The sequence below is a fragment of the Carboxylicivirga caseinilyticus genome (genome assembly GCF_050589785.1).
Lineage (GTDB): Bacteria > Bacteroidota > Bacteroidia > Bacteroidales > Marinilabiliaceae > Carboxylicivirga > Carboxylicivirga caseinilyticus.
In genome coordinates, this window is the sequence record NZ_JBNGOX010000015.1 from 44,452 (window position 1) to 60,370 (window position 15,919).

Consider the following 15,919-nt stretch of genomic DNA (forward strand, 5'->3'; position numbering starts at 1 on the left):
AAGACAAGTTGTTTGTAACTAAAATTTTATCGTTCAGATCAAAGGTAATAATTAAGGATAAAAAAAAGTCCCGAAACTATAATTAAGTTCGGGACTTTTGTAAATATTTTTCGAGGATTAGTATCCTTGTTCTTCAGCCAGTTTTTGCATTTCCTGGTTAAAAATTTCTTCGAATTTCTTTTTGTCGTAATCAACCTGAAGTTTTTGATTACTTGATAATTTATTGTCGATACCATTCATGATATCTTCTTTGCTAACTTCAATGGCAACAAATCCACGGTATTTACCATTGTCAAGAACACTGGCTTTTTCACAGGCTACAACAATGTTTGAAATAGTTTCATCTGCTACCTCACGAGTAAGGTTTTCAAATTTTTGCTCGAATTCAGAAGCATCACCAAATTCACGTTCATTTACATAACGATCGGTAACTGATTTTGTGTTTGAGTTGATAAGGGTTACCAAACGTTGTTTAGCATTTAATAAAGCTTTTTCTTTTGCCAGACTTAAGTCAGAGCTGGTTGCCATGGCACTTGCACGGAAATAATTTTTGTCTGAACGACCTTTATCTTCGCAAGGCATATTTTCCAATATGGTTCCTACTTCACTATTTGTGCTAACTTTCTCTTTAGATTTACAGCTAACCATACTTGCTGCTAAAGCAAGAGTGAAGATTCCTATTCCTAAAAGTTTTTTTGCATTCATGTTTTAAGTATTTGGGTTTTAAAACTGGTTATCATCTATCAAAAAGCGAACCAAAAATTAAATTGTATTCACAGTTATTTAGATTTTCCAACACTGGTGCTTATACTAAGGCTATGTAAAAAGGTTTGGTTAAAGGCAAAAAATATATTTCAAAAATAACACTAAAGCAATTTGTCAACAGTACTACTTTCGATATGCTCTGTGTCATTTAATAATAGCTCAAACTTGGTTAATTGTCCGGGAGCTCCCAAAACAAAAAGTTTATCGGCAGGAGTGATTTCAATATCCGGGGAAGGATTAAAAATATATGTTCCTTCACCTGTTTTAATGCCGACAAGGTTGGCTCCTGATTTTTCTCTTAACTTTAATTCCCTGATCGTTTTTTTATAATTGGCTACAGCTAATTTAGAGCAACTGATTTCTTTTAGTTGCACATCTTTTGATCTTTGTAAAAGAATATATTCAACAAATTCAACCACATCTGGTTGTGTTACCAACTTGGCCATTCGTTGACCTCCAATACGATCGGGCATAATAACATTGGTGGCACCGGCACGTCGGAGTTTGGTGTCAGATCTGAAATCACTTGCTCTGCTGATGATTTTTAAAGTTGGATTCATCTCACTGGCTGTAAGAACCACAAACATGTTATCAGCGTCGTTTGGTAAGGCTGTAATTAATGCTTTTGCTTTCCTGATTTGTGCTGCATCCAGCACTTCTTCAGAACTGGCATCTCCCTGAACGTATAAATTGTCAGGATCTTCCAGGATTCGCGTTACTACATGATCACGTTTCTCGATAATCACAAACTGTTCACCATGCTCAGCCAGTTCAACACAGGCCTGATATCCATTTCTACCGTATCCGCATACAATAATGTGATCTTCTAATTTTATTATTTTCTTTCTCAACTGGTACGCTTTATATGATTGATGTAAAACGCCTTCGAAAATAACACGGGTTATTTGGGTGATGACGTAACCGAAAATTCCTAAGCTAAAAATAATAAGAAAAATGGTAAAAATCTTACCCGTATCCGACAAAGGAACAACTTCACTGAATCCAACGGTGGCCATTGTAATGACTGTCATGTAGATAGCATCCAGTAGTCGATAGCCTTCAAGTAAAGCAAAACCGGCAGAACCAGCCGAAATGGTTAAAACAAGAAGCCCGGCTGAAATGAGCAGGGCTCTGATAGTTTCGTGATATAAGGATGTTTGTTTTTTCACGTTTTGCTTAATACTTTATGTCCGATGCGGCAATTTAAGCACTTTTTATGATTACAGTAGTGGTTTTTCAGAAAAATCAATGCCTGAGCTTGTGCTTCATTGTCGATTTTTATGCCTCTTTTTTCCCAGTTTGATAAAATTGAGTTTCTTTCAGGTGCTTGTTTATAAAGTAATTCTAATAAATTTTCCTTTTTATGTTGGTAATTGTTTTTATCAAAATACACAAATAAATAGGGATATATGGTATTGTATAAAATTCGTTGAGCAGATGCTTTACCCAGGTGTTTTACTATGTCTTTCTCACTTGTTTTGCCTAATTGATAATGATTGTTCCAATAATCTGAGGCTCGAATATTTAAAAGATTAATAAAAGACTTTGAATCTACAGATGAAAGTAAGGATTCGAAAGTTCCTTTTAACTGATGAATTAATCTGGCTAGCTGAGCTAATCTAATTGTTGGAAAATTTGAAGGTCTAAGTTTTGCAAATTTCCAGATATGTGGTTCAATTGCCTTGAGCTGATATTTATAGGCTAGAAAGTCATATTCTTTTTTTAGTATTTTTGTATAGCCATCTTCAGACTTGGAGAATTGTAAAAATCCGGCCTGACCAAATAACAAGGCTTCTGTTTGTGTAATGTTATCAGAATGCTTCAGTAAAATCTTTAAGGGTGTTTGTTTTGCCATCATTTCAAAAGGGAGGCCATTTAATCCAAAACCAAAACTTCGAGAAAGTAAAATGAAAAATACCTGGTCCCAGTCATTTTTAAATGATGACAATAGTTGATGGATTAACTCACTTTTTTCTTCTAATCTTTCAATTAGAATTCGATCTAACCATTGTAATAAAACAGTTGGTTCAAGTGATGTGAGGTTGTCTTCACAAGCAATCCATTTACTATTAAAAAATAGTTTTTGATAGTTTTCCATCAATTGATCCGACAATGTCATTTCCCATGCAGGAACTTCTCTGCCTGATTGAGTGAAGGTATTTTGGCCAAACTTATTGACCACATGCAATATAACATTGTTGTAGGCTTCGTCGTTCTGATGACCATGGTTGAACCAATCGGTTTCATCAATATGAATTTCAACATTGCCAGCCCATAATGTATTGTCGAGTTTGATTTTGGCATTAAAAAAATCGGGCCCGGAATCGGTGTTTTTGATACCCGGATGAATTATTTCCAGTTTCTGGCCATCCTTTGTTTTTATATTTTGTGGATGAAAGAGCCTGTTTTGCCAGATAAAGTGCAGAAAATCTTCATTCATATCGGTGATGGTTTGGATAGATAATATAACTTATTTATTAAATAAATTCAAGAAGTACAACTTTAATGAAGATCGAAAAATATTTTATTATGTGGTAGTTCTGTTGCTTTTTCTACCTTTGCTCAAAATCTTACACCTTGAATTTCGAATTATTTGTAGCACGTAAAATAAAGTCAGGAGGAATTACCGGTAAGAAACTTTCTGGTCCGGTGATTAAGGTTGCCACTTTGGGTGTGATACTCGGAATGGTTGTAATGATATTGTCCCTTTCAATAGGTTTGGGATTTAAACGTGAAGTTCGTCAGAAAATAATAGGATTCGGTTCGCATCTGCAGGTGATAAGTTATGATTACAATAATTCCTACGAAAGTAATCCAATCACCAATGATAGTATACTGGCATCTGAACTTAAAGCTATAGATGGTGTAAATCAGGTTCAGGTATTTGCTACAAAGCCTGGTTTAATAAAAACTACAGAAGCTATTCAAGGGATAATTCTGAAAGGCGTCGGGACTGATTTTGACTGGAGCTTTATGGAAGAAGTTTGTGTGGAGGGGCATATTCCAGATTTTAAAGATTCAATCCGGTCTGATCAAATCTATATCTCAGAGGAAATTTCCAAAATGTTACGACTGAATGTAGGTGATCCTTTGAGAATGTATTTTGTACAGGATCAGGTTCGGATGAGGAAATTTACAATATGCGGTATTTATAATTCTCATTTTCCTGAGTTTGATAAGGTGTTTGCTCTGGTTGATATTCGCCATATTCAGAAGTTGAATAATTGGGATAACAATAAAATTTCAGGTTATGAAATCATCATTGATGATTTTAATAACATTGATGAAATCCATCAGGAAGTTTACTATGTGACCAGTTCAAAAATTGAAGAGGATGGAACCATGTTACGAGCTAAATCAATCAAGCAAGTTCAGCCACAGATTTTCACATGGCTCGATATGCTGGATATGAATCTGCTTGTAATATTAGTTCTTATTTTACTGGTTGCCGGATTTAATATGGTAAGTGGTTTGCTGATTCTGATAATTGAACGAACCAATATGATTGGAATATTTAAAGCTTTGGGTGCAGAAAACTGGAGCCTCCGTAAAGTATTTCTTTATCTAGCCATTTATATTGTAGGAAAAGGCCTGATTTGGGGTAATCTGATAGGTGTTGGAATAGCTTTGTTACAGAAATATACTCATCTAATAAAATTAGATGCAACAAATTATTATCTCGAAACGGTTCCTATCTATCTTCAGGCAAGTCATTTGGTAATGCTGAATGTTGGAGTTGGGATAATAACCTTACTTATGCTTTTGGGACCATCCTACCTGGTAGCACGTATATTACCGGTTAAGTCAATTCGGTTTAATTAAATTCTATTATAAACGTACAGCGACTGTTCGAAACCGAACATTTAAATTTACGTATAATCAAACGTTATTTAAATTTAAATGGAAGCTAGATTGTTGATATGTAGGTATATGTGAATATAAAAGTGGTTAAATGACCAATGTCTTATTTTTTGGTATAGTGTTTGTTTTATTACAAGCACAAATCTTAAAAGGTTTAAGTTAATAAATGGGACATATGGTCGGGAACGCCCGACCTTTTTTTATGTTTGTATTTCAAGTTCAGATCAAGATTTATCAAAACAATTTCTTAACTTATAAAAGAAACAAAAAAACTTTACAGGAGTTATATTTGAAAGAAACTGAATGAGCAATCAAACACAAATATTACTGGAGGCTTTTCGTAAACCTTTGCCTGGTAAGAAGGCACAGTCATTAATGGCGCCATCCGTTAGGTTTACCGGTAAAGTTTTGCCTGAGCCAAATAAAGCGAGGGAAAGTAGTGTGTTGATTTTATTGTATGTGAAGGAAGGTAATTGGTACTTGCCTTTGATGAAACGTTCAGTTTATAAAGGAGCCCATAGTGGACAGGTGAGTTTTCCAGGTGGCAAAACCGAAGATGGTGACACCTGTTATTTTAATACTGCCATAAGGGAAGCGGAAGAAGAAATTGGCATTGTAGGAAAAGATGTTTCATATGTTGGTGAATTGACATCGCTTTATATCCCCAATTCCAATTTTGTTGTTTATCCTCAGGTTGGTGTATTACCATATGCACCTGAATTTAAACCCGATCCACGTGAGGTGGATGTATTGATTGAAGCTCCTTTATCTCAATTGGCTAATCCCCAAAATATTAAGTGCTTTTCACGAAAAATTAATGATATAGTTGTTGAGGCTCCATTTTTTTCATTAAATGATTTTGAAATTTGGGGAGCCACAGCAATGATTTTAAGTGAATTTCTTCAGGTATTGAAAGAAAATCAGCTTAATCCATTATTACATTCTTATAGTGATTATAACGCTCAAGGATATCAGTAACATAGTGATAAGGTTCTTCACCCCGGCAATAACCGTATTTTACAACTGGATCGTTATAGAACTCTGGCTTCGATTTATTTAAAAGATAATAATCCACATTATTTTCCCAGATTAATGGGTTCTTTCCATTTTTCTCAGCCAGACGCATGGCATCCTGCACGTGACCTAATCCTACATTATAAGCAGCCAGTACAAATTTTATTCTTTCATCAGGATCTTCAATCGTTTTGCTTAATCTGCCATCCAACCAGGTTAAAAACTTTAATCCACCTTTAATATTATCGGTTGGAGAAGTTATTTCCTTAACCCCAAAATAATCGGCTGTTTCAGGCATAAGCTGCATAAGTCCTTTGGCTCCGGCCCAGCTTTCAATCTCAGGAAGGAACCTTGATTCCTGGTAAATTAATGAGGCAATCAGGCGCCAGTCTAAATCGTATTTTTTACTTTCTTTTTTAATGATGGCGTCATATATAGATACCTTTCCTCCTCTAATGGAATGGAAGCCAGCATCTACTAAATGATTCGATCTTTCGTTGATAAAGTATTTTCGATAAATTCTTTGGTATTGCTGTGTTTTCTTAAAGTTGATAAGCCAGTTATTAACAACATCTAATAAATCCCTTGAATTTGGGCGAACAGCCCAGGCAATTTTTTGAGGAAAACTGATGGCAGTCTCAATATCCAGATTGTCGTAAAAATTTAAATTGATACGAGCCATGTTTTCATCACATACAGTATATGGAATTTCACCATTGGCAACCAACCCAATCAGTTGCTCTACTTCGTAATCAGGAATTTCAACAATGTTGATACTGTCTCCAATTTCATTACTTAAATTACGTAAACGTTCAACAAACGAAGAATTTTCCTGTACATAAATGGTTTTACCAGCTAAATCAAGCTGGTTGCGAATTATTTCATTAAAAACACCGGGATTTGATCCGTTTGTTTTAGAATATTTTTGTTGTACCAATACCTGACGTGTTACGCAATGAGGTTCGGTAAAAGTAATTATGTCGCCCCTTTCGCGAGTGACTGTGAAGTTGGTGGCAATCAGATCGATGTCGCCATTAAGTAAGTCGCTGATATTTTTTTCTACGTTATTGGATACTGTAATTTCAAGCTTTAAACCCAACTGGTTACCCATGGCTTTTAACAACTCAAACTGATAGCCCAGTGGACGACCTTTATAAACAAAGTAGTTAGTAGAATTATAATCGGTTACCACTTTTATCTTTCCGCGCTTGACAATATCGTCAAGATCTATGTCAACTTCTTCTTCAGAGTGGTTGAATAGAGTCGGCTTATTACCTGAATTGCACGCTGCAAATAAAGTGGCAATAACCAGTAATAATATATAGCTGTATCGCATAATACCTTCTCGTTAGTTCGTGGCAAAGATAATTAAAATGTATTCTGCCAGCAATTTACACCATTGACGTTAGTCATAGAAATTCCACGATACGCCAAACTTCATCACTCGTGGATTTCCCGGATAGTTGTACGTGGTATAATATGGTTTGTTTGGATAGCCTTGATTTACATGATCGTATTTGATATAAACACGTGCTCTTTTCAGCTGGAAATTCAGGAATGCATCCACCCATGGATAGTCACCAACTTTCTCATCGTTTTGTATGGTAAACTGACCTGTTGCAGGCATGTAAAAAGGAGCATAGTATTGTGTAAAGTATCTTAAGTCAAAACCAAGCTGAAAATGTAATACCTTGAAAAGAGTATTTTGGTAATAGGTTGAGTTATAAATGGCAACAGTTGGTAATGGAATGATATTCTCATTACTGCTGTATTGAAGCGCAAGGTCATTATCGATTCTGATATTACCCAGTTTAAAAAGCTTCTTAATATTCCCATGAAAAACCTGAATGACTCCGTCACTCTGGCTGGGTGTGCCATCTGAATTCCAATAAATATAGTTGTTCATCAAAAATCCACCTGCACTTAGTTCCAATTGTTTGGTTGGGATACGAATCCCTCCTTTAAACTGAATCGTTTTTTTCTTTCCAAAGTCTTTATCCCATTCCAAATGGTTAGAATAATATCTGGTTTCAAATAATTCCGGTTCAGTAAGGAAAATTCCACCATTGGCAAAAAATCCTGCTGTATCTTTTAAAACTCTGAAGCTGGAATTCATTTCTCCTGTTATTTCTGAATCCCCAGCCCTATAACCTTGGAAATATAATTTTAAGCCAGCATTCCACCAGAAATTTTTTCCGAGATTTTTAAAGATCTGACCACCTAATGCTGTTGTAACTAATGTTGTGTCGGTATTAATATATTCCGGAATATAATCGGAGTCGTCAATTGTGTAATCGGTTGGTTTTTTAGGGAATCGATAAAATGATATGTCATTTGTAATAAATGCTCTTAGTCCGAATTTAAATAATGAGTTTGCTTCTTCGTTAAACTTAATCTGGAAAATGTTTCGAATGGAATTAATTCTAACACTATCCTTAGTTTGAAGTGTGTCGCTATTTATATTTGGGTAAAAAGGATTTGTTATGGAATAGTAATTTTCCAGATCAGGAATGCTATACTCCATTTTATTCTGCTCAAATTCAAAGGTGTGAAAAGCAGTTCCGACAGGTAGAATGGTTTGAACAGAATCTTTATCGGTTAAAGTGATTTTACCAATATCAAAAGATTGATTAAAAAATATCTTCTTTTTAGTCAGGTTTTTTTCTGCAGTAGTAAATCGTGTAATAACTGACGATGCATCTATTTCGTTAAAATCTCCGTTTTGGGCTTCTTTGTCAATACCACCACTTTCTAAGGTTTTAAGTTTAGAGTATATATATGCTCCTTGAAAACTATATTTCTCACCATCATAACTCGTAAAGAACTTGGCGTTATCAACCTCTGCTTTTTGAGCGGAATATTGACCAATAGATGAGGATAATGAATAGCTGGCACCAACATTTAGTGCTTTATTTACATTTTGGGTGTACATAGCTTTTACTCGTTCTTCAGAACGTCGCTTTGGACCTCCAAAATTATAAGTGATATTGATGTATGGAGTTTTAGTATTGTAAAAATACATCTCATCAACATCGGGCATGTAGGCCAGAAATGAGTTGAAAAATAAATTTCCATATTTATACTCCCGGTCCTCAAATATCATCGATTGATAGGCTGTATTCATATTGCCTAAATGAGCATTGGCTATGCTTTTTTGATATATTGGATTGAATATTTGAAAGCCAGTGGTAAGTGTATCAACGGCAGTTGTGTCAGCAAAAGTGTAATCATCTGTCAGATGCCATGCTCTTATATCTGGTTCGATGGAGCTTGTATTTTGCTGTTGTTGATCAGGGTCTATCTGGCCACCCATCTGAGGTCTGCCTTCTGGTCTCTCTTGAGCATAAGATGAAAAAACAACCAACAGTAATAAAATCAGAAGCGGGTATTTCAGTTGAATACGATGCATATTAAGATGTGTGATAATGGGCTTTACTATCAAAATGGTCAAGTTGGAACAAAAGCAAATATATACAAATCTTTTAATGAGCCTATTTGCTTTTGTATGCCAATGTATAAGATTTCAAGCTGAAGCCTATTTTTTACGCATGAAAATCTGAACCTGTAATCCATTAAAATTCCAGTACTGTCTTATCTTATTTTCAAGAAAACGTTTGTACGGTTCTTTCACATACTGCGGTAAGTTACAGAAGAAAGCAAACGCAGGTGATTGTGTTGGTAGCTGTGTAATATACTTGATTTTAATGAATTTTCCTTTGGTTGATGGAGGTGGGTTCTTCTCAATCTCGGCAAGTAAAATCTCGTTTAGTTGTGAAGTTGGAATCTTAAGATTTCTGTTATTGTATACTTCAATAGCTTTCTCAATAGCTTTGTGGATTCGCTGTTTTGTAAGGGCTGAAGTAAATACAATTGGAAAATCGGTGAAAGGAGCCATCTCGTTTCTGATCTGCTCTTCAAACTTTTTCGTTGTATGTGTATCTTTTTCAACCAGATCCCATTTGTTAACCAATACAACAATTCCTTTTCGGTTACGCTGTATCAAATGGAATATTTTTTGATCCTGCCCCTCGAAACCACGTGTAGCATCAATCATTAACATACATACATCTGAGTTTTCGATAGCTCGGATGGCACGCATCACAGAATAAAATTCCAGATCTTCATGTACACGGTTTTTCTTACGTACACCGGCCGTATCAACCAAATAAAAGTCGTGACCGAATTTATTGTAACGCGTGTAAATCGAATCACGTGTAGTTCCGGATATTGGTGTTACAATGTTGCGTTCTTCACCAATAAAAGCATTCAGAATAGAGGATTTTCCCGCATTCGGGCGACCAACAATGGTAAAACGTGGCAGGTCTAACTCTTCTTCCTGAGTGTTTTCTTTTGGGAAAACTTCAATTAATCGATCCAGAAATTCACCTGTTCCGGCGCCGTTAACGGACGAAATAGGGAATAGTTCTTCCAGACCTAAAGAATAAAAATAACTCGATTCGGCAATGCGATCGTGGTTGTCAACTTTATTAACAACAACTAGGACAGGTTTTTGAGTTCGTCGCAATATTTCAGCAACACCTTCGTCATAATCGGTAACTCCGGTTAGTACATCCACCACAAAAACGATAACATCTGCTTCGTCGATGGCAATTAATACCTGTTTGCGTATTTCTTCTTCAAAAATATCATCGGAATTGGTAGCAAATCCACCAGTATCAATTACTGAAAATTCCACACCGTTCCAGATGGCTTTGCCATATAAACGGTCGCGGGTAACTCCGGCTTCTTCGTTAACGATAGCCTGGCGTGTACCTGTTAATCTATTGAATAGCGTTGATTTACCTACGTTTGGTCTTCCAACAATTGCAACTATATTTCCCATGGTATTTTTGTTTTAATCAAATTGGGGCTGCAAAAGTAGTGAAAATCAGCACACACACCAATTAAATTAAGAAAGCTTAAGGATTTTGATTTTACTTTAAATCGTATCCGTGTCCTCTTAAGAAAGTTTCTTTATCCCTCCAGTCCTTTGATACTTTAACATAGGTTGTTAGCATTACTTTCTTTTTCAAAAATGCCTCTATGTCTTTACGAGCTTCAATGCCCACCCATTTTAGCTTAACTCCCTTGTGTCCAATGATGATTCCTTTCTGTGAATCTCGTGCCACATGTATCACAGCGCGAATGTCAACTCTGTCCGGCCCTTCTTTGAATTCTTCCACTTCTACTTCCACAGAGTATGGAATCTCTTTTTTGTATTGAATCAATATTTTTTCACGAATGATCTCGGTGACAAAAAATTTCTCAGGTTTATCTGTCAGTGATTCCTTGTCGAAGAAAGGAGGTGAATCGGGTAACAATTCTATGATACGATCTTTAAGATTCTGAATATTGAATTTATGTAATGCCGACATTGGAAAGATCTCTGCGCTGGGTAGTTGTTCTTTCCAGAAATCAACAATACTATCCAATTTTTCCTGATCAACCAGATCAATTTTATTGACTACCAATAAGACAGGGATATTTGTTTTTTGTACAGCACCCAAAAAGTCATCATTCTTATCCGGTTTTTCAAACGTATCGGTTACATAAAGAATCACATCAGCATCAGCCAGTGCTGATTTTGAAAAACGCAGCATCGACTCCTGTAACTTATAGTTGGGTTTCAGTACTCCCGGAGTATCAGAAAATACAATTTGATATTCGGGTTGATTCACAATTCCAAATATTCGATGACGAGTGGTTTGTGCTTTAGATGTGATAATCGACAAGCGTTCTCCAACCAACTCATTCGACAATGTAGATTTTCCAACATTCGGGTTTCCAACAATATTTACAAAGCCTGCCTTATGTGTCATATTACTTAAATTGAAATTTGCTGCGAAGATACGACAATTTATAACAGTATACTCAATAAGCTATTAAGTTAAAGGCTGGTTATTGATAGTCTTTTGTTACATTTGATAAGAGAATGGATATAAACCCTAAAAATGGCCTTATGCTAAAGAATACATTAGTTCTGTTTCTGATTTCAATTGGTTTGCTTTCCTGCACAGAAAAAGATATCAATGAATTGAAGATCATTCCGCTTCCGCAACAGGTGGAACAATTAGAGGGTGAATTTGAAATAACAAAAGAAACACAATTGTATGTCAGTGATTCAAGTTTGAATTCCATTGCACAAATTCTTATTGATAAAATTGAAAGTACTTCGCAGTTTAAATTAGCTATATCTAAAAAATATCCTGAAAAGGATTATGTAGCTTTTGTTATCGATTCCAACATTGACAGTGAAGAAAAAGGTTATTTTCTGGAGGTAAATTCAACCGGAGCGCAGATTAAAGCAAAAACCGCAGAGGGTGTTTTCTATGGAATGCAGACACTTTTACAGTTATTGCCGGCTGAAGTTGAAAGTCAGAAGTTTGTACAACATATGAAGTGGATTGTGCCTTCAGTGAAGATAAAAGATGCTCCACGGTTTAAATGGCGTGGAATGCATTTGGATGTTTGTCGTCATTTTATTCCGGTTGAAAATATTAAGAAGCACCTGGATATGATGGCTATGGTAAAACTGAATACCTTTCACTGGCATCTGACCGAAGATCAGGGGTGGCGAATTGAAATTAAGCAATATCCGAAACTGACAGAAATCGGTTCAAAAAGAATAGAAGGAGAAGGGTATGAATATGGAGGTTTTTATACTCAGGACGAGATAAAGGAGATTGTTGCTTATGCGGCAGAACGTTTCATTACAGTTGTGCCTGAGATTGAGCTTCCTGGTCATGCATTGGCTGCTTTAACTGCTTATCCGGAGTATTCGTGTACAGGCGGACCTTTTAAGGTGCGCAATGTCTGGGGTGTTGAGCCCGATGTGTATTGTGCCGGAAAAGAAGAGACTTTTGCCTTTCTCGAAAATATCATCAATGAAGTTGTTGAACTTTTCCCGTCACCTTATTTCCATATTGGGGGAGATGAATGTCCAAAGGATAAATGGAAAGAGTGTGCTCTTTGTCAGAAACGTATTAATGCAGAAGGTTTAAAGGATGAGCATGAGTTACAAAGTTATTTTGTCAAACGCATTGAGAAAATTCTTTTAAAACATGGTAAGAAAATGATTGGCTGGGACGAGATTCTTGAAGGAGGACTGGCTGAATCAGCTGCAGTAATGTCGTGGAGAGGTGAAGAAGGTGGTATTGAAGCAGCTAATCAGGGACATGATGTAGTGATGACACCGGGTAACTGGTGTTACCTCGACCATTACCAGGGTGATAACAGGGTTGAACCGGTGGCTATTGGCGGTTATACTTCACTGGAAGAAGTGTATGGCTATGATCCGGTTCCAAAAGATATAGCTGAAGATAAAAAACATCATATTTTAGGTGCACAGGGCAATGTATGGACGGAATATATGTATACTCCTGAATTGGCAGAATACAGAGTATATCCTCGAATTATTGCTTTGGCCGAAGTGAACTGGAGTGCAAAAGAACAGCGAAACTATGATAGTTTCCTTCTGCGGTTGGACAACCTGCACCAGAGAATGGATATGCATGATATTAATTATCATATTCCATTACCTGAAGGACCGGTCGATAAAATGGTGTTTACTGATAATATAAAAGTTGAGTTCTCGAATACCCGGGATTTGGATATGGTTTATACAACAAATGGATCAGATCCACAGGTACATTCAAATGTGTATATGAAGCCACTGATCTTTGCCGATAGTAAAACAATAAAGATCGCGACAGTATTGAAGACAGGAAAAATGAGTCGGGTCAGAGCCATTCATCTAGAGAAAACAAATTACGTGCAGGCTGTTGAGCCGGAGTCAACCGATTCAGGATTGGTTGAGAAATACACAAAAGGATATTTCTTAAATACGGAAGAGTTGGATAGTATTGTAAGTTGGGATGAAAGCATCAACTTGATGAAACCTGTAAAGGGCTATAAGCGTGATGGCCATGATGAAGCTTATGCTTCTGTTTTTACTGGTTATATAGAAGTGCCAGAAGATGGAATATATGAGTTTGCTAGCAATCTTGATCAGTTTTTTATCGCCGGAGAATTATTGATTGATAATAATGGAGAAGTAAAACGATTTTCACGAAATAACTCAACTATTGCATTACGCAAGGGCAAACATCCGGTGAAATTGGTTTACCTGAATAATATAATGGGTGGTTGGCCCCAAGCCTGGAATGGACCCAAAGTGCAGTTTCGTTTATGGGGTGAAAAAGAATTTATTACTGCATCAGGCGAAATTTATAGTCATTAATTTTTTAGTCTTTAAGAAGTAGTCTGTTGAGTATAGATTTTAGTAGTTTAATATGATATAGCCGTCTGGAAGGAGCATTGGTAAGTTCAGTTTAAGCTTTATAATGATAGAAGCATATGATAGTCCCGAAGGGACGTCTGTAAAAGGTCAGCACTCAAGTGCTGTGTAATCAGTAAAGCAGAAGTTAATCCCAAATGAACAATCGGTATTGTATCCTATATATTATACAACCTAATATATTAGTAGATGCTTAATTTGAAGAATATACTATAAATAGTTTCTGCTTTTTTCTAAATAATGATAGTCCCGTCAGGGACGTTTGTAACAGCATTGTACGTAAGTGCTATGCAAGTGGTAAATGATAAAGAGTTCCGAAGGGACAAGTGTATACTACTTATTATAACTCAATATTTTCTGATGTCTTAGGTCCGATTCTCTGGAGATGGAAAAAGCTTCTTCAATAATTGATTTGGGATAATTGTTAATTTCCAGTATCCTAATAGCGTTTCTGTTTTGTAATGGACCTTGCTTTAGTTGATAATCAAAATGAATCGAACCATTATCTATGGACTCACAAAAATGATATAATTCGTATTCGTCCTTTAAAAGATCAGCTAATTCAATATCATGCGTAGAAACAAATACCAAATTATTATTTGAGGCCAGATATGATAATACAGCTTTCCCGGATGCAATGCGTTCAACGGTATTTGTGCCTTTAAATATCTCATCAAGTAAAAATAAATTGTGCCCCAATGTACTTTTATTAATCATTGAATGAATGGTTTGAACTTCTTCGTAGTAATAACTTTTACTATTCAGAAGATCATCACTTATTCGAATTGCTGAATGTATTTGGAATTGTGGGAAGCAGGCTTTCTTCGCAAAACATGTATTAATTGTTAAACCTGTCAATACATTTATTCCTATCGAACGAATAAAAGTAGTTTTTCCTGACATATTGGAGCCTGTTAAAAGGACAGAACTGTTTTTTACATCAATGTTATTAGAAATGCATTGATTTATCAAAGGATGATAAATATTTTCTGCAACCAGATTAGAATTATTTTCAATTTGTGGTTTGCAAAAAGATTCCAACCCATAACGTAATGAAGAAATAGAGATTAGTGAATCTACCTTGCCAACAAAATCAAATATCTTTTTAATATCCTTTCTTTTTGATTTCAGTTGCTTTGAAACGTTGAATAAAATAATTGGTTCAAGTAGGAAGCAGATCTTAAAAATTTCAATAATGAACCAGAATAGGGCTTGAAACTCTCCTTGTATTTTGGTTTCCAATTGAAAAAGAAACATCTGTTTATTTATGTTGTTTATTACCTTGACTGACTCTAGTATGTCATTGTTAATGTTTTTTAGTGCCGGATAACTATACAACAATGTAGCACATTCTTTTAGCTTTATTAGTTGTGGGATGGAAGCTGAATAGTGAATCAAATTCTTTTTATTCCAATAGTGTATAACGAAATTCGAAATTATTATAGTAAAAAGTATGAATAAGAAAACTGGAATAAATGGAAAGAGAATCAAACAAACAATCACAACTAAGGGCGAGAATTGAGCAATCTTAAACCAGGAGGGGGCCTGCGGTTGTTTATCATGAAAAAGCGAAGCTATATGATAAGCATCGTCATTCGCTAATTTTGATAATTCATATTGCATTTCAAATATTGAATTATTCCCTGTTAATTCATCGATTATTTCTTCGTCTTGCGTGAAACTAATATTGGATGGGGTGGAGCGCAATTGGTTGTATAAAAACTGTTGGCCTGGCTTTGAAGTTGTTCTGTCGAGAAACATGAATAACTCTTCAAAGTCTAAATCTTGACAGGTTCGTTCAGATATTGTATCATTAAGATTTTTGTCATCATTATTTTTAAAATATAAATTGATTAAATCAAAAACATATTCTGCATCCTTTATCTTACCAAATAATTCTTTGAATTGGTTTAAGGATTTCTTTTTAAATCGAAAAATCATTTAATAGGGATGTGTATTTAACTTTAATTTGTTTGTAAAAAT

Annotated in this window: 11 protein-coding genes; 3 read left to right on the top strand and 8 right to left on the bottom strand. The window is 35.5% G+C overall.

Translation table 11 applies throughout. The features are described from left to right. Positions 1 to 117 precede the first annotated feature (117 nt). The 3 genes from ACRD62_RS09720 to ACRD62_RS09730 form a co-directional block, all read right to left on the bottom strand. Positions 118 to 705: a hypothetical protein gene (locus tag ACRD62_RS09720; protein ID WP_321405476.1), complete on the bottom strand. Its 588-nt coding sequence runs from the start codon at positions 703 to 705 to the stop codon at positions 118 to 120. A gap of 161 nt (positions 706 to 866) precedes the next feature. Continuing rightward, the gene (locus ACRD62_RS09725) at positions 867 to 1,934 is read right to left on the bottom strand and encodes a potassium channel family protein (RefSeq protein ID WP_430819931.1); all 1,068 of its coding nucleotides are present in this window, start codon (positions 1,932 to 1,934) and stop codon (positions 867 to 869) included. Next, positions 1,931 to 3,205, bottom strand: a complete 1,275-nt coding sequence (locus ACRD62_RS09730; protein WP_430819932.1) for a DUF2851 family protein — start codon at positions 3,203 to 3,205, stop codon at positions 1,931 to 1,933. Before ACRD62_RS09730 ends, ACRD62_RS09725 begins: the two co-directional genes overlap by 4 nt. A gap of 137 nt (positions 3,206 to 3,342) precedes the next feature. Here ACRD62_RS09730 and ACRD62_RS09735 point away from each other — a divergent pair, with 137 nt between their 5' ends. Both ACRD62_RS09735 and ACRD62_RS09740 read left to right on the top strand, forming a co-directional pair. Then, complete coding sequence (locus ACRD62_RS09735) at positions 3,343 to 4,587, top strand: ABC transporter permease (protein WP_430819933.1); 1,245 nt, start codon at positions 3,343 to 3,345, stop codon at positions 4,585 to 4,587. 342 nt (positions 4,588 to 4,929) lie between these two features. Then, entirely contained in the window at positions 4,930 to 5,604 is a 675-nt protein-coding gene (locus ACRD62_RS09740; RefSeq protein ID WP_430819934.1) for an NUDIX hydrolase, read from the top strand. Here the strand turns inward: ACRD62_RS09740 and ACRD62_RS09745 are convergent. From ACRD62_RS09745 to era, 4 genes are all read right to left on the bottom strand, one after another. Further along, positions 5,552 to 6,976: an MltF family protein gene (locus ACRD62_RS09745; protein ID WP_430819935.1), complete on the bottom strand. Its 1,425-nt coding sequence runs from the start codon at positions 6,974 to 6,976 to the stop codon at positions 5,552 to 5,554. The two genes, ACRD62_RS09740 and ACRD62_RS09745, sit on opposite strands and share 53 nt — an antisense overlap. Before the next feature lie 69 nt (positions 6,977 to 7,045). Then, the gene (locus ACRD62_RS09750) at positions 7,046 to 9,049 is read right to left on the bottom strand and encodes a putative porin (protein ID WP_430819936.1); all 2,004 of its coding nucleotides are present in this window, start codon (positions 9,047 to 9,049) and stop codon (positions 7,046 to 7,048) included. A gap of 126 nt (positions 9,050 to 9,175) precedes the next feature. Continuing rightward, on the bottom strand, positions 9,176 to 10,483 hold the full coding sequence (der, locus tag ACRD62_RS09755; protein WP_430819937.1) for a ribosome biogenesis GTPase Der: 1,308 nt from the start codon (positions 10,481 to 10,483) through the stop codon (positions 9,176 to 9,178). Positions 10,484 to 10,574: 91 nt separating this feature from the next. Continuing rightward, positions 10,575 to 11,459, bottom strand: coding sequence for a GTPase Era (gene era, locus ACRD62_RS09760; RefSeq protein ID WP_430819938.1), 885 nt, complete (start codon positions 11,457 to 11,459; stop codon positions 10,575 to 10,577). A gap of 140 nt (positions 11,460 to 11,599) precedes the next feature. On the opposite strand from era, the gene ACRD62_RS09765 reads away from it, so the two are divergent. Further along, on the top strand, positions 11,600 to 13,879 hold the full coding sequence (locus ACRD62_RS09765; RefSeq protein ID WP_430819939.1) for a family 20 glycosylhydrolase: 2,280 nt from the start codon (positions 11,600 to 11,602) through the stop codon (positions 13,877 to 13,879). 390 nt (positions 13,880 to 14,269) lie between these two features. On the opposite strand, the gene ACRD62_RS09770 is transcribed toward ACRD62_RS09765, so the two are convergent. Beyond that, positions 14,270 to 15,877, bottom strand: a complete 1,608-nt coding sequence (locus ACRD62_RS09770) for a MutS-related protein (protein ID WP_430819940.1) — start codon at positions 15,875 to 15,877, stop codon at positions 14,270 to 14,272. Positions 15,878 to 15,919: the final 42 nt, after the last annotated feature.

What these genes read in the sequence shown, in the direction of transcription:
- ACRD62_RS09745 (WP_430819935.1), bottom strand. Translation starts at nt 6,976, where the DNA reads ATGCGATACAGCTATATATTATTACTGGTTATTGCCACTTTATTTGCA.
- ACRD62_RS09750 (WP_430819936.1), bottom strand. Translation starts at nt 9,049, where the DNA reads ATGCATCGTATTCAACTGAAATACCCGCTTCTGATTTTATTACTGTTG.
- ACRD62_RS09765 (WP_430819939.1), top strand. Translation starts at nt 11,600, where the DNA reads ATGCTAAAGAATACATTAGTTCTGTTTCTGATTTCAATTGGTTTGCTT.
- ACRD62_RS09740 (WP_430819934.1), top strand. Translation starts at nt 4,930, where the DNA reads ATGAGCAATCAAACACAAATATTACTGGAGGCTTTTCGTAAACCTTTG.
- ACRD62_RS09720 (WP_321405476.1), bottom strand. Translation starts at nt 705, where the DNA reads ATGAATGCAAAAAAACTTTTAGGAATAGGAATCTTCACTCTTGCTTTA.
- era (WP_430819938.1), bottom strand. Translation starts at nt 11,459, where the DNA reads ATGACACATAAGGCAGGCTTTGTAAATATTGTTGGAAACCCGAATGTT.
- ACRD62_RS09770 (WP_430819940.1), bottom strand. Translation starts at nt 15,877, where the DNA reads ATGATTTTTCGATTTAAAAAGAAATCCTTAAACCAATTCAAAGAATTA.
- der (WP_430819937.1), bottom strand. Translation starts at nt 10,483, where the DNA reads ATGGGAAATATAGTTGCAATTGTTGGAAGACCAAACGTAGGTAAATCA.
- ACRD62_RS09730 (WP_430819932.1), bottom strand. Translation starts at nt 3,205, where the DNA reads ATGAATGAAGATTTTCTGCACTTTATCTGGCAAAACAGGCTCTTTCAT.